This is a genomic window from Kosakonia sp. R1.Fl (genome assembly GCF_023516815.1).
Classification (GTDB): Bacteria; Pseudomonadota; Gammaproteobacteria; order Enterobacterales; family Enterobacteriaceae; genus Kosakonia.
In genome coordinates, this window is the sequence record NZ_JAMGSQ010000001.1 from 1,657,861 (window position 1) to 1,681,616 (window position 23,756).

At 52.6% G+C, this 23,756-nt stretch carries 19 protein-coding genes; 9 read left to right on the plus strand and 10 right to left on the minus strand.

Annotated features, from left to right (window positions below):
- The first annotated feature begins 159 nt into the window (after nucleotides 1–159).
- A complete protein-coding gene (gene pdeC / locus M8Q36_RS07710; protein ID WP_249880505.1) occupies nucleotides 160–1,731 on the plus strand; it encodes a cyclic di-3',5'-guanosine monophosphate phosphodiesterase PdeC in 1,572 nt (523 codons plus the stop codon).
- Between the two features lie 7 nt (nucleotides 1,732–1,738).
- Here pdeC and soxS read toward each other — a convergent pair whose 3' ends face one another.
- Nucleotides 1,739–2,062 carry a superoxide response transcriptional regulator SoxS gene (gene soxS, locus M8Q36_RS07715; protein WP_017459478.1) on the minus strand — a complete coding sequence of 108 codons (324 nt, stop codon included), beginning with the start codon at nucleotides 2,060–2,062 and terminating at the stop codon, nucleotides 1,739–1,741.
- 81 nt (nucleotides 2,063–2,143) lie between these two features.
- Here soxS and soxR point away from each other — a divergent pair, with 81 nt between their 5' ends.
- From soxR to M8Q36_RS07735, 4 genes are all read left to right on the plus strand, one after another.
- On the plus strand, nucleotides 2,144–2,602 hold the full coding sequence (soxR, locus tag M8Q36_RS07720) for a redox-sensitive transcriptional activator SoxR (protein WP_017459479.1): 459 nt from the start codon (nucleotides 2,144–2,146) through the stop codon (nucleotides 2,600–2,602).
- 267 nt (nucleotides 2,603–2,869) lie between these two features.
- Nucleotides 2,870–3,538, plus strand: coding sequence for a glutathione S-transferase family protein (locus tag M8Q36_RS07725; protein WP_249880506.1), 669 nt, complete (start codon nucleotides 2,870–2,872; stop codon nucleotides 3,536–3,538).
- 299 nt (nucleotides 3,539–3,837) lie between these two features.
- Nucleotides 3,838–5,187 carry a guanine/hypoxanthine transporter GhxP gene (gene ghxP / locus M8Q36_RS07730; protein WP_017459481.1) on the plus strand — a complete coding sequence of 450 codons (1,350 nt, stop codon included), beginning with the start codon at nucleotides 3,838–3,840 and terminating at the stop codon, nucleotides 5,185–5,187.
- Between the two features lie 171 nt (nucleotides 5,188–5,358).
- Nucleotides 5,359–7,005 carry a Na+/H+ antiporter gene (locus tag M8Q36_RS07735; protein WP_065369873.1) on the plus strand — a complete coding sequence of 549 codons (1,647 nt, stop codon included), beginning with the start codon at nucleotides 5,359–5,361 and terminating at the stop codon, nucleotides 7,003–7,005.
- A gap of 48 nt (nucleotides 7,006–7,053) precedes the next feature.
- Here the strand turns inward: M8Q36_RS07735 and M8Q36_RS07740 are convergent, their stop codons facing one another.
- Complete coding sequence (locus M8Q36_RS07740) at nucleotides 7,054–7,947, minus strand: LysR family transcriptional regulator (RefSeq protein WP_249880507.1); 894 nt, start codon at nucleotides 7,945–7,947, stop codon at nucleotides 7,054–7,056.
- A 100-nt stretch (nucleotides 7,948–8,047) separates the two neighbouring features.
- Here M8Q36_RS07740 and M8Q36_RS07745 point away from each other — a divergent pair, with 100 nt between their 5' ends.
- Nucleotides 8,048–8,455 (plus strand): CidA/LrgA family protein, encoded by a 408-nt coding sequence (locus M8Q36_RS07745; protein ID WP_249880508.1) that lies wholly within the window; start codon nucleotides 8,048–8,050, stop codon nucleotides 8,453–8,455.
- Nucleotides 8,452–9,141: an LrgB family protein gene (locus tag M8Q36_RS07750; RefSeq protein ID WP_175273904.1), complete on the plus strand. Its 690-nt coding sequence runs from the start codon at nucleotides 8,452–8,454 to the stop codon at nucleotides 9,139–9,141. Before M8Q36_RS07745 ends, M8Q36_RS07750 begins: the two co-directional genes overlap by 4 nt.
- A 30-nt stretch (nucleotides 9,142–9,171) precedes the next feature.
- On the opposite strand, the gene M8Q36_RS07755 is transcribed toward M8Q36_RS07750, so the two are convergent.
- From M8Q36_RS07755 to acs, 4 genes are all read right to left on the minus strand, one after another.
- Complete coding sequence (locus M8Q36_RS07755) at nucleotides 9,172–10,467, minus strand: Gfo/Idh/MocA family protein (protein ID WP_249880509.1); 1,296 nt, start codon at nucleotides 10,465–10,467, stop codon at nucleotides 9,172–9,174.
- Nucleotides 10,468–10,619: 152 nt separating this feature from the next.
- Nucleotides 10,620–12,269 carry a cation/acetate symporter ActP gene (gene actP / locus M8Q36_RS07760; protein WP_249880510.1) on the minus strand — a complete coding sequence of 550 codons (1,650 nt, stop codon included), beginning with the start codon at nucleotides 12,267–12,269 and terminating at the stop codon, nucleotides 10,620–10,622.
- Nucleotides 12,266–12,580, minus strand: coding sequence for a DUF485 domain-containing protein (locus M8Q36_RS07765; protein WP_170956342.1), 315 nt, complete (start codon nucleotides 12,578–12,580; stop codon nucleotides 12,266–12,268). The genes actP and M8Q36_RS07765 overlap by 4 nt, the downstream gene beginning before the upstream one ends.
- Before the next feature lie 247 nt (nucleotides 12,581–12,827).
- Complete coding sequence (acs, locus tag M8Q36_RS07770; protein WP_249880511.1) at nucleotides 12,828–14,786, minus strand: acetate--CoA ligase; 1,959 nt, start codon at nucleotides 14,784–14,786, stop codon at nucleotides 12,828–12,830.
- A 684-nt stretch (nucleotides 14,787–15,470) separates the two neighbouring features.
- Here acs and gltP point away from each other — a divergent pair.
- Nucleotides 15,471–16,784, plus strand: coding sequence for a glutamate/aspartate:proton symporter GltP (gene gltP / locus M8Q36_RS07775; RefSeq protein WP_017459491.1), 1,314 nt, complete (start codon nucleotides 15,471–15,473; stop codon nucleotides 16,782–16,784).
- A 79-nt stretch (nucleotides 16,785–16,863) separates the two neighbouring features.
- Here the strand turns inward: gltP and M8Q36_RS07780 are convergent, their stop codons facing one another.
- From M8Q36_RS07780 to M8Q36_RS07795, 4 genes are all read right to left on the minus strand, one after another.
- Nucleotides 16,864–18,126 carry a hypothetical protein gene (locus M8Q36_RS07780; RefSeq protein ID WP_249880512.1) on the minus strand — a complete coding sequence of 421 codons (1,263 nt, stop codon included), beginning with the start codon at nucleotides 18,124–18,126 and terminating at the stop codon, nucleotides 16,864–16,866.
- Nucleotides 18,127–18,548: 422 nt separating this feature from the next.
- Nucleotides 18,549–19,814, minus strand: a complete 1,266-nt coding sequence (locus M8Q36_RS07785) for a hypothetical protein (protein ID WP_249880513.1) — start codon at nucleotides 19,812–19,814, stop codon at nucleotides 18,549–18,551.
- 428 nt (nucleotides 19,815–20,242) lie between these two features.
- Nucleotides 20,243–21,004 (minus strand): hypothetical protein, encoded by a 762-nt coding sequence (locus tag M8Q36_RS07790; RefSeq protein ID WP_249880514.1) that lies wholly within the window; start codon nucleotides 21,002–21,004, stop codon nucleotides 20,243–20,245.
- A gap of 976 nt (nucleotides 21,005–21,980) precedes the next feature.
- Nucleotides 21,981–22,688 carry an ArsR/SmtB family transcription factor gene (locus M8Q36_RS07795; protein ID WP_249880515.1) on the minus strand — a complete coding sequence of 236 codons (708 nt, stop codon included), beginning with the start codon at nucleotides 22,686–22,688 and terminating at the stop codon, nucleotides 21,981–21,983.
- A gap of 85 nt (nucleotides 22,689–22,773) precedes the next feature.
- Here M8Q36_RS07795 and M8Q36_RS07800 point away from each other — a divergent pair, with 85 nt between their 5' ends.
- Nucleotides 22,774–23,754 (plus strand): sulfite exporter TauE/SafE family protein, encoded by a 981-nt coding sequence (locus M8Q36_RS07800; RefSeq protein WP_249880516.1) that lies wholly within the window; start codon nucleotides 22,774–22,776, stop codon nucleotides 23,752–23,754.
- The last annotated feature ends 2 nt before the right edge of the window (nucleotides 23,755–23,756 follow it).

Sequence of the window (23,756 nt, forward strand, 5' to 3'; positions counted from 1 at the left end):
GCTTTATGGTCGCGTATTTCGGTCATAACCAAATATTAGGTTTTTAATGAGAAAAGTCAGTTGCTAATGTCGTTTGATTCATGCAACGTAATCACCTGTTTATCAAAGCATCCTGCCAAACATTAAAAAGGCACTTTAAATGCATGGATATAGGCGGACATGAATCATAGCGTGCGTCGCAAGATGCTCAGCGTCGTCGTGCTCATCACGGTAGTTCTTCTACCGCTGATGTTGTCGCTATGGTTTGCGCATATTCGTGCGGTGAAAGAAACGAGTGCCCAGCTTCAATCGTTTGCCCAGTTAGCGCTAAATAAAACGGAACGCGTTATCCAGCAAGTGGATACGGTTCGCAGCGCGGCGGAAAAATACCACGGACAAATTTGTGCGCCGGAACATCGCGCGGCCATGCTCAATATCGTCCGCAGCAGCATGTATGTTTCGGATTTAATTTATGCTCGTGGCGACCACTTTTTATGTTCGAGCGTAATAACGCCCACACAATCGTATGCTATTTCACCAGCAGATTATAAACGCGCGCCCGATATCGCCATTTATTACTATCGTGATACGCCTTTTTACGCAGGCTACAAGATGGTGTACATGCAGCGCGGAAATTATGTCGCAGTGATTAATCCGCTCACTTACAGTGATGTGGCATCAGACAATCCTGATCTGGCTTACGGTATTTACGACACCGTTACGCGACAGTTTTTTTCCGTCAGCCAGAATGCCCATCTTGATAAGTTAGCTACGCTGTTACGCACCGGCGATTTAACATTCCAGCAGGATCAGCGCTTTTATACCATTGCGCGTTCGGAGAATCGTCCGATCGCGATTATTGTTTCGACATCGAGTGACCACTATTTTCAGGCGCTTTATCACCAGGCCACTTTAACGCTGCCGCTGGGCGTGATTGGTAGCGTTATTTTGCTATTAATATGGTCGCGAACACGGCAGGAGTTTAACTCTCCACGCCGTATGCTCCACCGGGCGTTAACCCGACGCCAGCTTCGCCTTCATTACCAACCTATTATCGATATCAAAAATGGCACCTGCGTTGGTGCGGAAGCGTTGTTGCGCTGGCCGGGATTTAATGGGCCGGTCATGAGCCCGGCGGAGTTTATTCCGCTGGCAGAAAAAGAGGGCATGATTGAGCGTATTACCGATTATGTCGTCGACGAATTGTTCAGCGATCTGGGCGATTTCCTGGCAATGGTGCCGCAACTTTATATTTCAATTAACCTCTCCGCCTCCGATTTTCACTCCTCGCGCCTGATTTCATTGATTGCCAATAAAGCCAAGATGCATGCAGTACGCGCCGAGCAGATTAAGATTGAAGTGACCGAGCGCGGGTTTATTGATGTGCCGAAAACCACGCCGGTTATTCAGGCGTTTCGCCAGGCAGGTTACGAAGTGGCGATTGATGATTTCGGTACCGGTTATTCCAATTTGCACAACCTGTACTCGCTGAATGTCGATATCCTGAAAATCGACAAATCGTTTATTGATACGCTAACGACGAACAGCACCAGCCATTTGATTGCTGAACACATTATTGAGATGGCGCAGAGCCTGCGTCTGAAGATTATTGCGGAAGGGGTCGAGACGGCGGAGCAGGTCACATGGTTGTTAAAACGCGGCGTGCAGTTCTGTCAGGGGTGGCACTTTGCAAAGGCGCTGCCGTCACAGGAATTTAAACGCTGGGTACAGCTGCCGCCTTCGTTAAAGTAATAGGCCATTAGGCCTGGTGCCGGTAATCGCTGGGGGTGCGATCAAACTCCCGGCGAAAGACGCGTGAAAATGTCTGTTGCGAGACATATCCCAAATCCATCGCGATATCAAAAATAGGCCGCTGCGTGGTTCGCAGCGCTTCCGCTGCCAGCAGTAAACGGCGCTGGCGAATGTAGTCACCCAGCGTTTGATGCATCACGGTGCGGAACATCCTCTGTAAATACCATTTCGAATAACCTGACTTTCTGGCGACTACATCAATGTTCATTGGTTGGTCGATATGTTCATCAATCCATTCAATAAGTGTCTGAATAATTTGCTGATGGGACATATGGCTTCCTCATTTCCCGATTCGTCGTTTTGTCTGGGAGCGAGTATAATTCCTCAAGTTAACTTGAGGTAAAGAGGTTTTATGGAAAAGAAAACGCCACGTATTAAAGCCTTACTCAGTCCCGGTGAAGTGGCGAAGCGCAGCGGGGTTGCCGTCTCTGCGCTGCACTTTTATGAGAGCAAAGGCTTAATCAAAAGTACCCGTAATACCGGCAATCAACGGCGCTATACGCGTGATGTGCTGCGCTATGTGGCGATCATCAAGATTGCCCAGCGCATTGGTATTCCGCTGGCGACCATTGGCGACGCATTTGGTGTGTTGCCGGAAGGGCATACGCTAAGCAAAAAAGAGTGGAAACAGCTGTCGTCACAGTGGCGCGAAGAGCTGGACAGACGCATCCACACGCTGGTGGCATTACGCGATGAGCTGGATGGTTGCATCGGCTGCGGCTGTTTGTCGCGCAGCGATTGTCCGCTACGTAACCCCGGCGACCAACTTGGGCAGCAGGGCACCGGCGCGCGCTTGCTGGAAGACGACTGAAACGTACAAAAAACTAAAGCGCCCGTTGGGGCGCTTTAGTCGTTTTCCGGTCTTTGTCTTTCTCTCTATCCCGCTCTGTTACGGGAGGGTTTCCCCCGACATCTGCACCCCTCAGTATGTTTGAGGTTCCGGATTGTGCTGACACTTTTAGTGTAGGCCACAGCGGCATAATTGCTACTTTTTTGAGCAATTATTTTTGTCTTTTTTTTCACCGCTGCAAGTGTGGTTTTTCTATAGTTAATGTGTATGAATTCTCTGGAGAAAAACATGCTTACGGTGCATCACCTTAATCAGTCGCGCTCCCAGCGCGTGCTCTGGGCTTTAGAAGAATTGGGCGTGCCGTATCAAATTGTCCGTTACCAGCGAGAAAAAACGATGCTGGCGCCGGAATCCCTGAAAAAAGTGCACCCGCTCGGCAAGTCACCGGTAGTGGAAGATGACGGGCTGATCCTCGCCGAATCCGGGGCGATCCTCGAATATTTGCAGGAAACCTACGATCCACAGCAGCGCTTTAAACCGCAAGAGACGAAACAGAAGCTGGATTACCGCTTCTGGCTGCACTATGCCGAAGGTTCGCTCATGCCCGTGCTATTAATGGAACTGGTGATGAACAGCCTGGGTAAACCCCCGGTGCCGTTCGGGATACGCAGTGTTGGCAAACTTCTCGCTAAGGGTGTCAATAAAGCGTTCCTGAAACAGCAAATTGAAAACCATGCGCGCTTTATCGAAGGCGAACTGGCGCAGAAAAGCTGGTTTGCAGGAAACCAACTGAGCATGGCCGATATTCAGATGAGTTTCCCGGTGTTTGCGCTGCTGGCTCGCGGCGGCGTGGAGGATTTGCCCAACTTACGTGCGTGGAAAAAACGGGTCGAGATGCGTCCGGCATGGCAGCGCGCCATTGTGCAGGGTGGGCCATTTGATCTGCCTGGCAGCTAAAAATGATCGGCAAATGTTGCAAAGTTGCGCACCGACGATAACGTTTGCGCATCTGACGCCCACTTCTTCGCCGCTTCGCGCGAAATTTAGCGAAAAGCGGCAAAGTTCAGTTGAAAAGCGCCATATAAACGCTGGATAATCGTTTGCCTTTTTTTGACCAACCGTTGTATGCGCGGAGTTAAACGTTTGCTTTTTTGTGACCCTTTGTCACAACGCAGCCCAGGGAGATGACGTTTATCCGGCAGTGGACTGTCCACCACGCATGCCAACGCACAATAAAATTCTCAGGGGATGTTTCTATGTCTACGCCTTCTGCGCGTACTGGCGGTTCGCTTGACGCACTGTTTAAAATTTCTGCCCGTGGCAGCACGGTTCGTCAGGAAATCGTTGCCGGTTTAACCACCTTCCTGGCGATGGTCTATTCGGTCATCGTCGTACCTGGCATGCTGGGTAAAGCCGGTTTCCCACCGGCGGCTGTGTTTGTCGCCACCTGCCTGGTAGCCGGTGTCGGCTCCATCGTGATGGGCCTGTGGGCGAATCTGCCGCTGGCTATCGGTTGCGCTATCTCGTTGACCGCCTTTACCGCGTTCAGCCTGGTGCTGGGTCAGCATATCAGCGTACCGGTCGCGCTTGGCGCGGTGTTCCTGATGGGTGTGCTGTTTACTGTTATCTCTGCCACCGGTATTCGTAGCTGGATCCTGCGCAACCTGCCGCAGGGCGTTGCGCATGGCACCGGTATCGGTATTGGCCTGTTTCTGCTGCTGATCGCCGCCAACGGCGTGGGTCTGGTTATTAAGAACCCGCTGGACGGCCTGCCGGTGACTCTCGGCCACTTTGCCAGCTTCCCGGTGATCATGTCGCTGATTGGTCTGGCGGTGATTATCGGCCTGGAAAAACTGAAAGTGCCGGGCGGCATTCTGCTGACCATTATCGGCGTGTCGATTGTGGGGCTGATTTTCGACCCGAACGTACATTTTTCTGGCATTTTCGCCATGCCGTCGCTCAGCGATGACAAAGGCAACTCGCTGATCGGCAGCCTGGATATCGTCGGCGCGCTGAACCCGGTGGTGCTGCCAAGCGTGCTGGCGCTGGTGATGACGGCGGTATTTGACGCCACCGGCACTATCCGTGCGGTAGCGGGCCAGGCAAACTTGCTGGGTAAAGACGGCCAGATTATCGATGGCGGCAAAGCGCTGACCACCGACTCCCTGAGCAGCGTCTTCTCAGGCCTGGTGGGGGCGGCACCGGCAGCAGTGTATATCGAATCTGCGGCGGGTACGGCGGCAGGCGGTAAAACCGGTCTGACGGCGATCACCGTGGGCGTGTTGTTCCTGCTGATCCTGTTCCTCTCTCCGCTCTCTTACCTGGTTCCGGCGTACGCAACGGCACCGGCGCTGATGTACGTTGGTCTGCTGATGCTGAGCAACGTGGCGAAAATCGATTTTGCCGACTTCGTCGACGCGATGGCGGGTCTGATTACTGCCGTGTTTATCGTGCTGACCTGCAACATCGTCACCGGCATCATGATCGGTTTTGCTTCGCTGGTGATTGGCCGCGTGGTATCCGGTGAATGGCGCAAGCTGAATATCGGAACTGTGGTGATTGCCATCGCGCTGGTAGCTTTCTATGCGGGCGGCTGGGCAATCTGACACCGCTTTCCCTCTTCCTGTGGGCAGAGGGCGTTAAGCATAAACCTTTACACAATGGGCAACTTCGGTTGCCCATTTTTTTGCCCACAGCCCGGTTTCTTTGCGTTAAGCTGAAGGCTCTGGCATCAAGGTCTGAGGCCTTTATAACAACACATCGCAAACAGGGAACGCATGGAAATATTTTTTACCATTCTCATCATGACCCTTGTCGTCTCGCTTTCTGGCGTCGTGACTCGTGTTCTTCCATTTCAAATCCCGCTTCCGCTGATGCAAATCGCCATCGGCGCACTGCTCGCCTTTCCCACCTTTGGCCTGCATGTGGAGTTCGACCCGGAACTGTTCCTGGTTTTGTTTATTCCGCCGCTGCTGTTCGCCGACGGCTGGAAAACGCCCACGCGCGAGTTCCTCGAGCATGGCCGCGAAATCTTTGGCCTGGCGCTGGCGCTGGTGGTGGTCACCGTGGTCGGGATCGGTTTCTTAATTTACTGGATGGTGCCGGGCATTCCGCTGGTGCCCGCCTTTGCGCTGGCGGCGGTGCTGTCGCCAACCGATGCCGTAGCGCTTTCCGGCATTGTCGGGGAAGGGCGCATTCCGAAGAAAATCATGGGTATTTTGCAGGGCGAGGCGCTGATGAATGACGCTTCGGGCCTGGTGTCGCTGAAATTCGCCGTGGCGGTAGTGATGGGCACCATGGTGTTCACTGTGGGCGGCGCGACGTTCGAATTTTTCAAAGTGGCGATTGGCGGTCTGCTGGCCGGGTTTGTGGTGAGTTGGCTGTATGGCCGTTCGCTGCGTTTTCTCAGCCGCTGGGGCGGCGATGAACCGGCAACGCAAATCGTGCTGCTGTTTTTGCTGCCGTTCGCCTCTTATTTGATTGCGGAACATATCGGCTTTTCCGGCATTCTTGCGGCGGTCGCGGCGGGGATGACCATCACCCGTTCCGGCGTGATGCGCACCGCGCCGCTGGCTATGCGTCTGCGCGCCAACAGCACCTGGGCGATGCTGGAGTTCGTCTTTAACGGTATGGTGTTCTTGCTGTTAGGCTTGCAGTTGCCGGGCATTCTGGAGTCTTCGCTGGTGGCGGCAGAAGCCGATCCGAACGTCGAAACCTGGATGTTGTTTACCGATATTGTGCTGATTTACGCCGCACTGATGCTGGTGCGTTTTGGCTGGCTGTGGACGATGAAGAGATTCAGCCAGCGTTTCCTGGTGAAAAAACCGATGGAGTTCGCCTCGTGGAGCGACCGCGAGCTGCTGATCGCCACTTTTGCCGGGGTGCGCGGGGCGATAACGCTTGCCGGTGTGCTCTCCATTCCGCTGTTGTTGCCGAGTGGCGATGTCTTTCCGGCGCGCTATGAACTGGTGTTCCTCGCCGCCGGGGTGATCCTGTTCTCGCTGTTTGTTGGCGTAATCGCGCTGCCTGCATTGTTGCAGCATGTTGAAGTACGCGACCACGCGCAGCAGTACAAAGAGGAGCGGATGGCGCGCGCGGCAACGGCGGACGTGGCGATTGTGGCGATTCAGAAGATGGAAGAGCGGCTGGCGGCAGACACCGAAGAGAACATTGATAACCAGTTACTCACGGAGGTGAGTTCGCGGGTAATTGGTAATCTGCGCCGCCGTGCAGACGGACGTAATAACGTTGAGAGTTCCCTGCAGGAAGAGAATCTGGAGCGCCGTTTCCGCCTGGCGGCACTGCGCTCAGAGCGCGCCGAGCTTTACCATCTGCGCGCAACCCGGCAGATCAGTAACGAGACGCTGCAAAAACTGCTGCACGATCTCGACCTGCTGGAAGCGCTGCTGTTAGAGAATAAGTAAACCCTGCGCCGGGCAGCCGTTTATGCGCTGCCCGGCCAGTTAACCTCGCTACTCGCTTTTCTCATCCAGCCAGAAACCTTTACAACATTGCAGCCATGCCTGCGCACTGCGCGAAAGGTAAACGCCTTCGCGCCAAATCATTCCTAACTCCCAGCGTAGATCGCTCTGCAGCGGGAGCCAGCGCAGCGTGGTTTTATCCAGCCGCTGGCAGACCGGCTCCGGCAGAATGGCAATACCTACGCCCGCTTGCACCATGGCGGCGAGAAAATCCCACTGGCCGCTGCGCACGGCGATACGCGGCTTCACGCCATGCTGTTGAAACAGCAGCATGAGCTGGCGGCTTAAGGCGAAATCTTCGTTGTAGATCAGCAGCGGATGTTCAGCGAGTTCCTCCGGCGTCACGACGTCGCGTTCAAGCCAACTGCCGGAACGTGGCACCAGCACGCACATTGCATGGCTGAACAGCGGCAGGGTAGCCAGGCCACTCTCTTCTTCGACCGGTAGCGCCGTCATCGCCACATCCAGTTCGCCATTGCTCACGGCTTGCTGTACGGTCAGACCGCCAAACTCGGCAATTTTCAGCTCCACACCGGGGTAGCGCTGGCTGAAGAGGTTGATTGGCCCGGCCATCAGCATGCCGACCATCGGCGGAATACCGAGGCGCAAAACCCCTTTGTTCAGGTGGTTGATGTCGCCAAGTTCGGTTTCTAACTGGCGAAACTCCGCGAGGATGGCGATGCCGCGCTCATACACTACGCGGCCGGTATCGGTGAGTAACAGTTTGCGCCCGTCGCGGATAAGCAGCGTGCAGTTCAGCTCGTCTTCGAGATTTTTCAACATTTTGCTGATGGTCGGTTGCGTCACAAACAGGCGCTCCGCCGCGCGGGTGAAACTTTGCTGGCGTACCACTTCCACAAAATAGCGCAGCGTTCTGATGTCCATAATTATTCCTTAGAACTATGTATGCGATGAGTTTAATTCATTTCAGTAGCGCATTGGGGCTCTCTATACTGGCCGCCTGCTTATTTGATGGAAAATCGTTATGGACGTGGCGTTAAGCCGTGTTACGCCTGCCCTTGTGCGTCGTTTACAGGTTCCGGTTCAGGTGTTGCTTTATGCCGGGCTGTTTATCTTTGCGCAATACCTGGTTCAATGGCTGCATCTGCCGCTTCCCGCCAATCTGGTGGGCATGATACTGCTGCTGGGGTTAATACTTTGTCGGGTGATCCCACTCAATTGGGTGCGCGCCGGTGCGCATTGGCTGCTGGCGGAAATGTTGCTGTTCTTTGTGCCTGCGGTGGTCGCCGTGGTTAATTATGCGCAACTGTTGATGGTGGAAGGCTGGCGCATTTTTATGGTGATCGGTTTGAGCACGCTGTTGGTGCTCGGTGCTACCGCCTGGGTGGTGGATAAAGTCTACCGTTTCGAACTCAGCAGGCTGAAAAAATGAGTGATTTCGTTTTAAGCCTGCTGTGCCTGGCGATGACGCTGGTGTGCTATTTCCTCAATAAACGTCTCTACCGCCGTTTTCGTAAATTACCGCTGATGCCATTGGTATTCACGCCGCTGCTGTTGGTATTAATGCTGGTGTTCGGCCATATCTCCTGGCAGGACTACATTGGTGAATCCCACTGGCTGATGTGGCTATTGGGGCCCGCGACCATCGCTTTCGCCGTGCCGGTGTATGACAACCTGGCGATTATCCGCCGTCATTGGATGTCGCTATCAGCGGGTGTGATCACCGCTTCGGTGGTGGCGGTGACCAGTTCGGTCTGGCTGGCGCGCCTGTTTACGCTGCCGGATGAGATCCAGCGCAGCCTCGCGGTGCGTTCAATCACCACGCCCTTTGCGCTGGCGGCTGCCGGGCCAATTGGTGGCCAGCCGGATCTGGTGGCGCTGTTTGTAGTGGTCACTGGCGTGTTTGGCATGGCGGTTGGCGATGTGTTGTTTCTGCGCTTATCAATTCGCGAAGGCGTGGCGAAAGGGGCCGGTTTTGGCGCGGCCTCGCACGGCGCGGGCACCGCACGTTCTTATGAGCTGGGGCAGCAGGAGGGCGTGGTCGCAAGCCTGGTGATGATGCTTTCCGGCGTGTTAATGGTGCTGGCAGCGCCGCTGATCGCCCGCGTGATGTTTTAGCTCCCCGTCTGGCAACGGGGAGCCGCAAGGTCAGTGCTTTTTCAGCCTTGCGATCAGTTCGAACTCGTTAAAGTTAACCGGGCGTTGCTGCTGCATGGAAATGTTCCCTGCAATGCCGGTCAGTATCGACATCGCGCCTGCGCGGTGATCGGCGGCGCGTTTCAGCGGGTCATTGCCCGGCGTGCCAAACAAGTCCGCCAGCATGGCGTTATCGCCGCCGCCGTGGCCGCCTTCGCCAAGGGTAAAATCCGCTTTCCACGGTGCGGCAAACATCGGAAACACGGTGATGTCGCAGGATTCAAGGCTGCCTTCATTGGCGCGTTCGCCGCCGGCGTTAACGTACGATTTCTCGACGATTTTCATCTCCAGCCGCCCCTGGCTGCCGTTAAACACCACGTTCAATCCTTCCCACGGCAAGTAGGTGTTGAGTGAATAACTCAACTGGCACTGGTTCTGGTATTTCACCAGCACTGAAAGCGTGTCTTCAATGGTAATGCCGTCGCTGAACACGCTCTGATCGCGCCAGTAGTTATCTTCATGTTCGGCGTCGAGATAAAGCGCTTTTAACTGCGGATTGTCGGCCATATGCAGCGCGAAAGGATCATCGTGAGCGGCGGCATAGCCGTGCGTGCGCGGGTAAAACTGCGTGACGCCGCGTTTTTCGGCGTTCTCTTTGCCATAAAAACGCAGCCCGCCTTCGGCATATACCCGCTGCGGGTAGCTGTTGAGCCAGAAGTTCATCAGATCAAAATGGTGGGTCGATTTATGCACCAGCAGCCCGCCGCTGTTGCGTTTTTCCCGGTGCCAGCGACGGAAATAATCGGCGCCGTGCTCGGTGTTCAGGAGCCATTCGAAATGCACCGAATAAACGTCGCCGATGGTATTGTTCATCAGCAATTCGCGCACTTTACTGTGGTGCGGCGCATAGCGGTAATTAAACGCCACGCGCACGGTTTTGCCGGTCTGTTCAATGGCATCGAGAATACGCAGCGCCCGCTGCTCGTCGATGGTCATGGGCTTTTCGGTGATCACATCGCAGCCTGCGTGTAACGCCCGCACGATGTAGTCGTCATGGGTTCTGTCCATGGTGGTGACGATAACAATGTCTGGTCGGGTTTCGCGGATCATCGCCTCAAACTGCGCCGCTTTCCACGTGGAAACGGGTTGCGCGTCTTCGTTTTGTAACAGCTGGTTGGCGTAATCCATGCGCGTCTGGTTGCTGTCGCAAAACGCCACCATGCGGGCATTCTCTTTCCACTGCCCGCCAATGGCGGAAATATACAGCCCGGCGCGCCCGCCGGTTCCCACTAAAGCATATTTTTTCATCACACCCTCTTCAGTCATAAATGAATTAACGTGCTGATGTATTAAAAACATTGTTTCAATAATCTGAGGGTACTGTAGCGCGCTGGTGGGAGAGGGGTAGCGAAAAGGCGGGAAAGTGTGATCCCCGGCCATTACTGACCGGGGAGGAAAGGTTAATGGGCGCGGCCCTGCTCGATACCGATCCCGGTTTGCGAACGGATAAACTGCGCACGGAACTGTTCGCGCTCCAGTTTGCCGGCTTCGGTGTTGTCGGTGGCGGAGAAGATCCAGATACCGATAAACGCCACGGCGATGGAGAACAGCGCCGGATACTCATACGGGAACACCGGTGCGGCGTGACCAAGGATCTGCACCCAAATTGTCGGGCCGAGGATCATCAGGATAACCGCCGTCAACAGACCCAGCCAGCCGCCAATCATCGCACCGCGCGTGGTCAGCTTCGACCAGTACATCGAGAGCAGAATGATCGGGAAGTTACAACTGGCGGCAATCGAGAACGCCAGTCCGACCATGAACGCGATGTTCTGTTTCTCGAACAGAATGCCAAGCAGAATGGCGACAACCCCCAGTATCAACACGGTGATTTTCGACACTTTCAGCTCCTGGCGTTCGGTCGCACCTTTGCGGAACACGTTGGCGTAGAGATCGTGGGAAACCGCAGAGGCACCCGCCAGTGTTAACCCGGCAACCACTGCCAGAATGGTGGCGAACGCCACAGCGGAGATAAAGCCTAAGAACAGGTTGCCACCAACCGCATCTGCCAGATGCACTGCCGCCATATTGTTGCCGCCAATCAGCGCGCCCGCCGCGTCTTTAAACGCCGGGTTTGCGCCGACCAGCATGATGGCGCCGAAACCGATGATAAAGGTCAGAATGTAGAAGTAACCCATAAACCCGGTGGCGTAGAACACGCTTTTACGCGCTTCGCGCGCGTCGCTGACGGTGAAGAAACGCATCAGAATATGCGGTAAACCGGCGGTGCCGAACATCAACCCAAGCCCGAGCGACAGGGCGGAGATCGGATCTTTCACCAGCCCGCCAGGGCTCATGATTGCCGCGCCTTTCGGGTGGACCGCCATCGCTTCCGTGAACAGGTTATTGAAGCTGAAACCGACGTGTTTCATTACCATAAAGGCCATAAAACTCGCGCCGAACAGTAACAGCACCGCTTTGATGATCTGTACCCAGGTGGTGGCGAGCATGCCGCCGAACAGCACATACAGCACCATCAGCACGCCAACCAGCACCACGGCGACGTGGTAATTCAGACCAAACAGCAGCTCAATTAATTTGCCCGCGCCGACCATTTGCGCAATCAAATACAGCGCGACAACCACCAGCGAACCGCAGGCGGAAAGGGTACGGATGGGGCCTTGTTTCAGGCGATAAGAGGCCACATCGGCAAAGGTATAACGCCCCAGGTTACGCAAGCGTTCGGCGATCAAAAACAGAATGATCGGCCAGCCAACCAGGAAGCCGAGCGAGTAGATCAGGCCGTCGTAGCCGGAGGTGTACACCAGCGCGGAAATCCCCAGGAACGAGGCTGCGGACATAAAGTCACCCGCTATTGCCAGGCCGTTCTGAAAACCGGTGATATTACCGCCTGCGGTGTAGTAATCGCTGCGCGAACGCACCCGTTTGGACGCCCAATAAGTGATGTATAACGTCAGCGCCACAAAAATGACGAACATAATGATCGCCTGCCAGTTGGTCGGCTGGCGTTGTACCTCGCCGGTGATGGCATCGGCGGCGTGAGCCGTAAAAGGAAGTGTGGCGGCCAGCGCCGTCAGGACTCTCTTCATGATGCTTTTACCTCGCTCAGAACCGCTTTGGTCAGACGATCAAACTCGCCGTTTGCCCGCCAGACGTACACGCCGGTCAGCACAAACGAAATCACAATCACACCGATACCAATCGGAATACCGCGCGTGACGCTGGTGCCTTCATGCAAGGGCGTACCGAGCCAGTGCGGGGCAAACGCGATCAGCAAAATAAAGCCGACGTAGATAATCAGCATGATGATGGAAAGCATAAAGGCAAACCGTTGCCGTCTTTCGACTAACTCCCTGAAATGCGCACTGTTTTCTATCTGTTGATAAATGTTATTCATCACAGAATTCTCCAGAGGTCTCCCCGTTGTCTTGCGCGCTGCCGGTCAGTTGGCCGCACGCGCCCGCCCCAGCCACATCGTTATCGTTGCGCCTGGGATATGCGCGTTTGCCGCTTTCCTGCAACACGAAATCCATTAGGAATTGTAGGGTGAGGTGGTTGTTTTCTCTCCCTGGAAGGAGAGCGTTATGGTTGCGTTTGCCGCCGGATAACACGCTTTCGCGCCGCTATCCGGCAGGGTTTTACGATTACTACGATGGCATGGTAATGGCCTGCTTCTCTTCGAGCAGTTTTTCCACTACGCCAGGATCGGCGAGCGTTGAGGTATCGCCGAGATTGCTGGTATCGCCAGCGGCGATTTTGCGCAGAATACGGCGCATGATTTTGCCGGAGCGGGTTTTCGGCAGTGAGTCTGTCCAGTGCAGCACGTCCGGCGTCGCCAGCGGGCCAATCTCTTTACGCACCCAATTTCGCACTTCGGTGTACAGCTCTGGCGACGGTTCTTCACCGTGGTTGAGCGTGACATAAGCGTAAATGGCCTGGCCTTTAATGTTGTGCGGAATGCCCACCACCGCCGCTTCGGCGATTTTCGGGTGCGACACCAGCGCCGATTCGATCTCTGCCGTTCCCAGACGGTGGCCGGAGACGTTCAGCACGTCATCCACGCGACCGGTGATCCAGTAGTAACCATCTTCGTCACGACGCGCGCCGTCGCCGCTGAAGTACATGTTTTTGAAGGTGGAGAAATAGGTCTGCTCAAAGCGATCATGATCGCCAAACAGCGTGCGCGCCTGGCCCGGCCAGGAGTCGGTGATCACCAGGTTGCCCTCGGTCGCGCCATCAAGCGCGTTACCTTCGTTATCCACCAGCGCAGGCTGCACGCCGAAGAACGGGCGCGTGGCGGAACCGGCTTTCAACTGGGTTGCACCAGGCAGCGGGGTGATCATAAAGCCGCCGGTTTCCGTCTGCCACCAGGTGTCCATGACCGGGCATTTACCGTTACCGATTTTTGACCAGTACCACTCCCAGGCTTCCGGGTTAATCGGCTCGCCGACGGAGCCGAGGATCCGCAGCGAAGCACGGCTGGTGCCGTCAATTGCTTTATCCCCTTCCGCCATCAAAGCGCGAATGGCCGTTGGCGCGGTATAGAGGATATTCACGTTATGTTTGTCCACCACCTGGCTCATACGCGCCGGGGTCGGCCAGTTCGGCACGCCTTCAAACATCAGCGTGATGGCGCCGCAGGCCAGCGGCCCGTACAGCAGGTAGCTGTGCCCGGTAACCCAACCGACGTCGGCAGTACACCAGTAGACATCGCCCTGATGGTAATCGAAGACATATTTAAAGGTTGACGCGGCATAGACCAGGTAACCGCCGGTGGTGTGCAGCACGCCTTTCGGTTTCCCGGTGGAGCCGGAGGTATAAAGGATAAACAGCGGATCTTCTGCGCCCACTTCAACAGGCTGGTGCTGGTCGCTGGCCTTGTCGGTCAGCTCGTTCCACCACAGATCGCGCCCTTCGTGCCAGTCGATTTTGCCGCCGGTGCGTTTGAACACCACGACATGCTCGACGCTGCTGACGTTCGGGTTTTTCAGCGCGTCATCGACGTTTTTCTTCAGCGGGATATTGCGCCCGGCACGCACACCTTCATCGGCGGTAATTACCAGCCGCGAGCTGGAGTCAATAATGCGCCCGGCGACCGCTTCCGGCGAGAAGCCACCGAAAATGACCGAATGCACCGCGCCAATACGCGCACAGGCGAGCATCGCCACAGCGGCTTCCGGCACCATCGGCATATAGATGGCGACGACATCGCCTTTCTTGATACCGAGCGACACCAGCACATTGGAGAAGCGACAGACATCGCGGTGCAGTTCACGGTAGGTGATGAGTTTGCTCTGGCTGGCGTCATCACCTTCCCAAATAATGGCCGTTTGATCGCCGCGTTCGGCGAGGTGGCGGTCGAGGCAGTTGGCCGCCAGGTTCAGCGTGCCGTCTTCATACCATTTAATGGAAATATTGCCTGGCGCGAAGGAGGTGTTTTTCACCTTCTTGTAAGGCTTGATCCAGTCGAGGATTTTGCCTTGCTCGCCCCAGAATGTGTCAGGGTCAGTTACCGATTGCTGGTATTTGGCCTCATACTGCTCCGGATTTATCAGGCAACGTTCCGCAATATTGGCGGGAATATCGTGTTTATGTATTTGGCTCATGGCGATTGCTCTCCTTGTAAGATGTTAATAATATGTCACAAGAACGTTAATTGTAGGGCCTTTGCCAGCTTTGTTTATTATTTGCGCGATAGATCACGCATTAAATGAATTGTGCAAAAAGTGAGCAAAATAAATGTGCTGGCGCGCGAAAGAACGCAAAAAGGTGGAGCGGAAAGAAAGGCGCTTCATAACAGCAAGTTATGGAATGTGGCAGTTCGATTACGCTTATTATCGGCGTAAAAATGCAGACTGATGCAAGTCTATGAAAATGCACCACTCGATTATTAGCCTGATAATGGTTGGTGCTGTGTATTATTCACTGCATTAATCATGAAAGGCAGACGAAATTTCGGTAAAGATTGGTCGGGATGGTATTTTTCGTGATTAAAAAATGCGCAAATGAACGAATTATGCGTAATAATTTCTAATGGGAAATATTGGATTTAGGAGTAGTGAAAAGTTTTTCATAACAAAGAGTTATTTATCATAACTGAAATAAAAGACGGTTTTTGAGTAAAAATTCAGTCAAACCCCCTCCCGGTATAGGGTTGCGCGTTACACCCTGCAAATGATACTGATAATGCGCGTTAAAAAACCCCGCAATACTGTGCGACGCTAATCATACCCTTTCAGTATGGGTCGTTCCGGACCTGGAATGGCGCTTCATTGAGGATGTCTGTAGTTATGAAAAACATGAAAATCAGCCTGGCCTGGCAGATTCTGCTAGCCCTTGTGCTGGGTATTCTTCTGGGTAGTTATCTGCACTACCACAGCGACAGCCGCGAATGGCTGATTGCGAATCTCCTGTCTCCGGCGGGCGATATCTTTATCCATTTGATCAAAATGATTGTCGTGCCGATTGTTATCTCGACGCTGATTGTCGGCATTGCAGGCGTTGGCGACGCGAAACAGCTTGGCCGTATCGGCGCGAAGACCATCATCTATTTCGAAGTGATCACTACAGTGGCGATTATTCTCGGTATCACGCTGGCGAATGTGTTCCAGCCGGGCGCGGGAATTGATATGTCGCAGCTGGCGACGGTGGATATTTCGAAATACCAAAGCACCACCGCGGATGTGCAAAGCCACGCCCACGGCCTGATGGGGACGATTTTATCGTTGGTGCCGACCAATATCATCGCGTCGATGGCGAAGGGCGATATGCTGCCGATCATCTTCTTCTCGGTGCTGTTTGGTCTGGGGCTCTCTTCCCTGCCTGCGTCGCACCGCGAACCGCTGGTCACCGTGTTCCGTTCTATTTCCGAAACCATGTTTAAAGTCACCCATATGGTGATGCGCTATGCGCCGGTCGGCGTGTTTGCGCTGATCTCAGTAACGGTGGCGAACTTTGGTTTCGCTTCGCTGTGGCCGCTGGCAAAGCTGGTTATCCTGGTCTATTTCGCCATTCTGTTCTTTGCGCTGGTGGTGCTGGGCATTGTGGCGCGCGTGTGCGGTCTGAGCATCTGGATTTTGATCCGCATCCTGAAAGATGAGCTGATTCTGGCGTACTCCACCGCCAGTTCGGAAAGCGTGCTGCCGCGTATTATCGAGAAGATGGAAGCCTATGGCGCACCGGCGTCGATCACCAGTTTCGTGGTGCCGACCGGTTACTCCTTTAACCTCGATGGTTCGACGCTGTATCAGAGCATTGCGGCCATCTTTATTGCGCAGTTGTATGGCATTGACCTGTCGCTGTGGCAGGAAATCATCCTGGTGCTGACGCTGATGGTCACCTCGAAAGGTATCGCGGGTGTGCCGGGCGTCTCCTTCGTGGTGCTGCTGGCAACGCTGGGTAGCGTTGGTATTCCGCTGGAAGGTCTGGCGTTTATCGCTGGTGTCGATCGTATCCTCGATATGGCACGTACCGCGCTGAATGTGGTGGGGAATGCGCTGGCGGTGCTGGTGATCGCCAAGTGGGAACACAAGTTTGACCGCAAAAAAGCGCGTGCTTACGAGCGCGAGATGTTGGGCAAATTTGATAAAACCGCCGATCAGTAACCTTTTCAATCCCTCCTTCACGGAGGGATTTTTACATCAGGCGGGCTTGCCCGCCTTGCCTGTCAAACGACACCGCTCGCTAATTAACGCTCTGATCGAACATCACCGTCACGCCGCCTCTATAAGTATCCGGCCTTGTGCTGAGCATGGCTTCAACATCGCGTTGCGGGACCAGAAAATCGATGCTGCCTTTTTGATCCTGGCCAAAGGATTTGGTGGTGAAGATGTTCTGCGACGGATCTTTCCCGGCGTTCAGGTGCCGTTGAACAACTGTCGCACCCGTCGTGCTATCCACGATATTTGTTGGCAGGTTGAGTGATGCTCTGAACGGCACCAGTTGCCCGCTGTTATCGCTTTTTAAGGCGCAATCCTGGCCCACCTGGCCGTCAGCACAGGCAAGGTAAACAGTGAAGCTGCCGGTGCTGGTAATTCCGAAATTGCTGCGTCCTGTGAGCTGCGGTGTGACGCGGCCGACCATCCAGCGCTCCCAGTTTGCTTCGCCTTGATCCGGCGTACAGACCTGGCCGGGTTTACACGGTTGTAGCGCAACTTGTTTGTCCTGTGACGTAGTGGTGACGTTAAGTTCATGCTCCACGGTTAAGTTGATAGCAATATCAACAGCAGGAGTACTGGGTAGATACGCGTCCCCAAAATCCATATCGCCACCCGGGCCCAGGGTAAAGCGCTGAACCCCGGAGTAGTCACCGGCTGGCATTTGCATTGGGTCTGGGGTTTTTAATTCATACACAATGTTCATATCAAACAAGACATAAGGCTCATCACCAAGATCGATTGCCGCGATCTTATAGCAAGCCGCATCGCTGACTGGCCATTCCCACATAAATATATAATCACGCGCAGAAGCAATGCCTTGCCCGGTCACCCTGCAGGGGCTGGGTGCATAGGCAAACGATCCGCCGACCCATGCGTCGTTGTGCTTCGCAACTGTCCAGTCGTAATGGGTTTCGTAAGTGGCGGCGAAACGTGCCACTCTGAATTGCACCGTCGCGCTTTGCCCGCTTTTGTTGGTCACCGTCACATTGCGCCATGCGCCCGGCATTTTAAAATACATGCCCTTGCGTGGATCAGCTCCCGCGTTAATCGTCGCATGCATTAATGTGACATATCCTTCCACCCTGGCGCTAAAGGTTTGGCTGTCTCTGCATATCTGCGGGTGTACGGTACAAATCCCACTTTGTGGCGTGGTGATGGTAAACGCGTTGTTACCCATTGAGGGGGAATACCTGGCATTGATATTGATTGTTTCACCATCAGAGTGAAAGCTCACAATAAGTAAAAAAAGAAATGAAGTTATTCGGAGTAATTTTGCGGAATGGGGCATTACTGTCTCACGTTAATTTTTATCATGGTGTATACGGTAAAAAATAAATAATAGAAACACAGGTTATATTGATTGATAAATAGATTTTATTTTTGAGTATAATCTTAACGTTGCGTGAAATAATAATGCGATTATCGTTCGATAATGCGGCTATTTGTCATAACTCTTTTATTAAACATAAGCTTGTGGATTACTAAAACCCATATTGGATGTGCTTTAACGCGTGGGGAGGGTGAGGATCTGCACAGGCGTGGTGCCGTTATTTGGCGTGATTCGCCAGAACAGCGAAACTGGCTGAAGCGAGCGAATTCTGAGCATGGCACTCAGGGCAATGTTCGCAGTTAACACCTTAAGTCTTTTTTTATTAAGTTTTTTTCGGCAAGGCTGCGTTGCCCGCCTTGCCGGCAATGTGACCTCGAAAACTAATTAATGTTCTGGTCGAAAATCACCGTTACGCCACCGCGATACGTATCTGGCCTTGTGCTGAGCATGGCTTCAACATCGCGTTGCGGGACCAGAAAATCGATGCTGCCTTTTTGATCCTGGCCAAAGGATTTGGTGGTGAAGATGTTCTGCGACGGATCTTTCCCGGCGTTCAGGTGCCGTTGAACAACTGTCGCGCCCGTCGTGCTATCCACGATATTCGTCGGCAGGTTGAGTGATGCTCTGAACGGCACCAGTTGCCCGCTGTTATCGCTTTTTAAGGCGCAATCCTGGCCCACCTGGCCGTCAGCACAGGCAAGGTAAACAGTGAAGCTGCCGGTGCTGGTGATGCCGAAATTACTGCGTCCTGTGAGCTGCGGTGTGACGCGGCTGACCATCCAGCGCTCCCAGTTTGCTTCGCCTTCATCTGGTGTGCAGATTTTGCCGGGCTTGCACGGCTGCAGAGCGACTTGTCGGTCGTCTGCGGTGGTGGTGATTTTGAACTCATTCTTCACGGTCAGGCGAAAATCAATGTCAATGCTGGAATCGCTGGCGACATAGGCGTCTCCAAAATCAATATCCCCGCCGGGAGCCACGGCCAAATGCAGTGTCCCGGTATAATCACCTGACACTAATAGTTGCGGGCTGGCGTTGGTTATTTCGTAGAGAATGCTCAGGTCCATTAGTATATAAGGTTCATTTTCAAGATCCCTTGTTGCAATCTTATAACAAGCCGCATCACTGGCCGGCCATTTCCACATAAATTCAAAGGATCGGGGAAGACCCAGGCCGACCCCGGACGAGATGCAAGGGCTGGGCGCAGTCGCAAACGAGCCACCCACCCATGAGTCATCATGGTTACCGGAAATCCAGTTCCAGTCAAAATGCGTCCTATAGGTCGCTGCTAAGCCCACAGTCCTGAAGTGAACGGTGGTGATTTTTCCCTCGTCGTTGATGACTCTCACGTCACGCCCGACAGCCGGTAATTTAATGTAAAAACCATCGCGTGGGGCTGCGTTTGTCAGGATCCACGCCTTCATCAACGTTGCTGTTAAATTGAGGGAGAGACTGAACGTTTTACCATCGGTACACAGAGAAGCATGATTGATACAAAACCCACTCTGTGGTGTGGTGTTAACAAAGGTGTTTCCGGATGCGGAGTTGTATTCCTGGCTAATACTGAGCCTTTCGCCGTAGGTGTGAAAACTCACAATAAACAGAAGAATAGAGGAAATAATACTGAAAAATTTGGTGACGCGGCTCATTGCTGTCTCACTTAATTTTTTATTACCACCCTGCGCTGTGACCCAAAATAGTAAATGAAAATAGCGGTGGAAAATAATTGCGTTAAATCTTGCATATATAGCGTGGAGGGTAACATTTAGGATGTGAATAATAATAGGGCGATTACCCGGCAATACTGTCGCTTTTTATAATAAACAGTCACAGAGAAATAATTTTTTATTAATATTAACAGTGAGTTATTGCCTTTCGGTTTTTCGTCTTTTCCCCATTGAGCGTTATCTGAAACGCTTTTTTCGCCGGAAACGACGCTGGGTTAGCCGGGTAAAAAGAGTATTGAACAAAAGTGTATGTATATAAGGAAGAGATGTGGCGATAATCGGCGTAAACAGGCGAACAGTAGACTTTTCAATCCCTCCTTCCCGGAGGGATTTTTATAGCAGACTCGCCGTTAATTTATGTTCTGGTCAAAAATCACCGTTGCGCCGCCGCGATAGGTATCCGGTCGGGTGCTGAGCATGGTATCGACATCATGCTGCGCGACCAGGAAGTCGATACTGCCTTTTTGATTCTGCGCATAAGATTTGGTGGTAAAGAGATTATTCGCGGGATCTTTGCCAATGTGTAAGCGCCGCTGAACGATTGCCGCTCCCGTGGCGCTATCCACAATATTCGCGGGCAGGGTGATAAAAGCAGAGAATGGCACCTGCTGCGCGGTATTATCACTTTCCAGCGCACAGTCCTGACCCACCTGGCTATTCATGCAGTCAAGGTAAACGGTGAAATCCCCGGAGCTGGTGATACCGAAGTTACTTCGCCCTGTGAGTTGTGGCGTGACGCGGCTGACCCTCCAGCGCTCCCAGTTTGCTTCTCCTTCTTTTGCGGAACAGACCTGGCCCGGTTTGCAGGGTTGTAGCGCCACCATCCGGTCCTCTGCGGAGGTGGTTATTTTAAACTCATGGTTCACGGACAACAGGAAGTTAATATCAAGGCTGGAATCGCTGGGGACAAAACGATCGCCAAAATCCATATCCCCGCCGGGACCGATGGTGAAATGTAATGTTCCCTTATAGTCACCGGGGGCCAGTTGAAATGGGTCAGGTGTTCGCAATTCATAAACAATGCTCATGTCATGTATCACATAAGGTTCGTAATGCAGATCCGCGACCGGGGTTTTATAGCAAGCCACATTGTTTTCGGGCCATTTCCACATAAAGTTATACTTTCTTGCTGAAGGCACCCCGATACCGGAAGAGATGCACGGGCCTGGAGCATTAATAAATGCGCCGCCAGCCCAGGAATCAGTGTGCTGTGCAACGGTCCAGTCAAAATGCGTGGAATAGGTGGCGGCGAGCCCTGCAAACCTAAAATGGACAAATACACTTTTGTGTTCGGCATTCGTCACTTTCACACTCCGCAAGGCCCCCGGCATTTTATAGTACATAGCATCCTGAGGCGCGCCATATGCCAGGATCCAGTCCTGCATTAAGGATGCCGTGAGGGCGAGCGAGATACTGAACGTCTTATTACCGCTGCATTGCTGTGAATATTCTATACAAAACCCGCCTTGCGGCGTGGTGTTGATAAAGTCGTTTCCAGATGATGACGAGAATGTCGAGCTTATATTGAGCGTTTCACTATAAGCGTGAAAACTCAGCGTAAATAAAAAAAGAAATAAAATGATGCTAAATAACCGGGTAATACGATGCATTATTTCCTCACTTATTATTTGTGACTTCCATGTTATTGCGTTTAATTATTTATCGAGCGAATGGTATTTAGTGGTGGAATGTGAATTTTGGCTAACTTTGTTAGATATATCAAAAGGGTAACATTAGCGTTACGTTGATCAATAACGCAATAAGCTGCTTATAATGCGGCTATTTATGATGAATGATGGTTGTCAGTTTTACTGGTGGTGGAATATTTATTTTATTTTCCTGTGGTGTGTTTTTATTTTTTGCCAAAAGAGATGGGCCTGAAAATGTGTTATCGAGGAAGAACTCTTTTTTTGCCAATAAATACCGGCTGTAAACCGTCAATGTCAGAGCGCGTGCTGCCGGTTTTTGCCATCGAAGCGGTGGCGGAGCAGAGTGTTTTTTTGTCTCCTCTACGCAGTCCCCTGTGCCCCGGGGAAAAACGCCTCATGACTGGCTGGCGCAGAAGCTGGTGGTCGAACAAATCGCATATCACTCATCATCAATGTTATGGATCCCCAGACTGCGTTGCAAAAACGCTTTCCCGGCAGGGGTGAGGGTCAAAATACGTGCTTCATTAGTTTTGATGATAAAACGTTTCTTGAGCAGTGCGCTAAAGAGATGCGCGCCGAGCTCTCCTGAAAGATGGTAACTCTGTTCGCTCCAGTCCATGCAGGGGATAACCAGCGCGCGACGTGAGTGGCGAAGCGCATTAACATCAATACCTAAATGTGTGCTGAACCACGTATCGCCAGCGGCGCTAATGGCAAGGTTTCCTTCTGCGGCCTCGAGCACTTTTTGCTGGCAAAGGTGCTCGTATATCGCCACGCCGACATGCCCGGCAATGTGGTCGTAGCAGGTTCTGGCATAACACATTTTCTTGAACCCGCTGGGTTTTAGCCGTTCCTGAAAATTGCTATCGGCATAGGTGGCGACCATCATTGATTCTATCGCCTGGGCAATCAGCGAGTTATAAAGCCGGTAATAACGGTTGCGGCCAATTTTATCGAATGCAACGACGCGGCAATGAATGAGTTTCGCCAGATGATTACTCGTCGATTGAGGAGAAAGCCCGGCGGTGATGGCTAATTGTGATGCGGTGAGGCGGCTATTATCCATTAGCGCGCAGAGCATTCTTGCCCGGCTCGCATCTGCTAACAAACAAGCCAACCGACTAAAATTAGGAAGTTGTTCTGTCATTACGTTCATAGTTCATTAAAGAATTAAACATTTATGTGTTTGTTCGTAAAGAATACCGCAATTCAGAACAGACAAGGCAGTCATAATGTTCTTACAACGACCTTTATATAAGGACTCCCTCCTCTTTTTCAGATTTTTTGCTTTAATTTTATGGCTTCTATTGACGGTTTATATTACTGGCTTTGTTAGTATTGCTGAGAATTATATTTTAAGTCTCGCCATGATGGTCGGCGCGTTTGTCGGCAGTGCCACACCCGTAGGCGGTGGCGTGGTTGCGTTTCCGGTACTGACCTTTATCAAGCAGATCCCTGCGAAAGAGGCTGCGGTTTTTTGCCTGGCAATGCAATCGTTTGGCATGACGGCGTCTTCTTTAGCGATATTTACCCGCAAGATACCGGTGGATAAATTTCTGATAACCTGGTGCGTCATTACCAGCTTTATAGGTTATCTGCTGGCGCTATTTTATATTCCCAATCCCTTTTCATCCGCAGGTTTAAAGGTCTTTTTCTCCTCTTTCTGGCTTGCTTTTGGCGCAGCGATTTTTCTTGTCAGAAGAAAACAAACTATTTCGCAGACTGTTGAAACTGCTCACGCAAGCGGCTGGCGATTATTGCTTTTTATCGCTATTTGCTTCGCGGGTGGAATTGTGACGTCGTGGATTGGTAATGGCATCGATGTGGTCTTTTTTTGCGTGTTGATTTTACTGTTTTCCCGCACTGAATCCGTGGCTACTCCTTCTGCGGTCATTGTGATGGCGTTGATATCCATCTTTGCGACAGCATTAAATATCAGTGCCGGTAACGTGAGTATGCAGACATTAAAATACCTTAGTGCAACGATTCCGGTGGTCATTATTTTTGCACCTTTAGGTATTCTCTTTTCTATTCGGCATGGGGATGCATTTATCCGAAAACTTCTGCTGGCGCTGGTCATTATTCAATATTTGTTTACCGCCGTGGCTTTTTTCAGACAACTGGATTATCTCCTTCTCTCGATGTTCGTTATTGCTCTTTCATTCGTTTTATTGTTTGCCATTGGCTGTATTGATAAAAGGAAAGCCGTGTGACC

What these genes read in the sequence shown, in the direction of transcription:
- pdeC (WP_249880505.1), top strand. Translation starts at nt 160, where the DNA reads ATGAATCATAGCGTGCGTCGCAAGATGCTCAGCGTCGTCGTGCTCATC.
- soxS (WP_017459478.1), bottom strand. Translation starts at nt 2,062, where the DNA reads ATGTCCCATCAGCAAATTATTCAGACACTTATTGAATGGATTGATGAA.
- soxR (WP_017459479.1), top strand. Translation starts at nt 2,144, where the DNA reads ATGGAAAAGAAAACGCCACGTATTAAAGCCTTACTCAGTCCCGGTGAA.
- M8Q36_RS07725 (WP_249880506.1), top strand. Translation starts at nt 2,870, where the DNA reads ATGCTTACGGTGCATCACCTTAATCAGTCGCGCTCCCAGCGCGTGCTC.
- ghxP (WP_017459481.1), top strand. Translation starts at nt 3,838, where the DNA reads ATGTCTACGCCTTCTGCGCGTACTGGCGGTTCGCTTGACGCACTGTTT.
- M8Q36_RS07735 (WP_065369873.1), top strand. Translation starts at nt 5,359, where the DNA reads ATGGAAATATTTTTTACCATTCTCATCATGACCCTTGTCGTCTCGCTT.
- M8Q36_RS07740 (WP_249880507.1), bottom strand. Translation starts at nt 7,947, where the DNA reads ATGGACATCAGAACGCTGCGCTATTTTGTGGAAGTGGTACGCCAGCAA.
- M8Q36_RS07745 (WP_249880508.1), top strand. Translation starts at nt 8,048, where the DNA reads ATGGACGTGGCGTTAAGCCGTGTTACGCCTGCCCTTGTGCGTCGTTTA.
- M8Q36_RS07750 (WP_175273904.1), top strand. Translation starts at nt 8,452, where the DNA reads ATGAGTGATTTCGTTTTAAGCCTGCTGTGCCTGGCGATGACGCTGGTG.
- M8Q36_RS07755 (WP_249880509.1), bottom strand. Translation starts at nt 10,467, where the DNA reads ATGAAAAAATATGCTTTAGTGGGAACCGGCGGGCGCGCCGGGCTGTAT.
- actP (WP_249880510.1), bottom strand. Translation starts at nt 12,269, where the DNA reads ATGAAGAGAGTCCTGACGGCGCTGGCCGCCACACTTCCTTTTACGGCT.
- acs (WP_249880511.1), bottom strand. Translation starts at nt 14,786, where the DNA reads ATGAGCCAAATACATAAACACGATATTCCCGCCAATATTGCGGAACGT.
- gltP (WP_017459491.1), top strand. Translation starts at nt 15,471, where the DNA reads ATGAAAAACATGAAAATCAGCCTGGCCTGGCAGATTCTGCTAGCCCTT.
- M8Q36_RS07780 (WP_249880512.1), bottom strand. Translation starts at nt 18,126, where the DNA reads ATGCCCCATTCCGCAAAATTACTCCGAATAACTTCATTTCTTTTTTTA.
- M8Q36_RS07785 (WP_249880513.1), bottom strand. Translation starts at nt 19,814, where the DNA reads ATGAGCCGCGTCACCAAATTTTTCAGTATTATTTCCTCTATTCTTCTG.
- M8Q36_RS07790 (WP_249880514.1), bottom strand. Translation starts at nt 21,004, where the DNA reads ATGTGGAAATGGCCCGAAAACAATGTGGCTTGCTATAAAACCCCGGTC.
- M8Q36_RS07795 (WP_249880515.1), bottom strand. Translation starts at nt 22,688, where the DNA reads ATGACAGAACAACTTCCTAATTTTAGTCGGTTGGCTTGTTTGTTAGCA.
- M8Q36_RS07800 (WP_249880516.1), top strand. Translation starts at nt 22,774, where the DNA reads ATGTTCTTACAACGACCTTTATATAAGGACTCCCTCCTCTTTTTCAGA.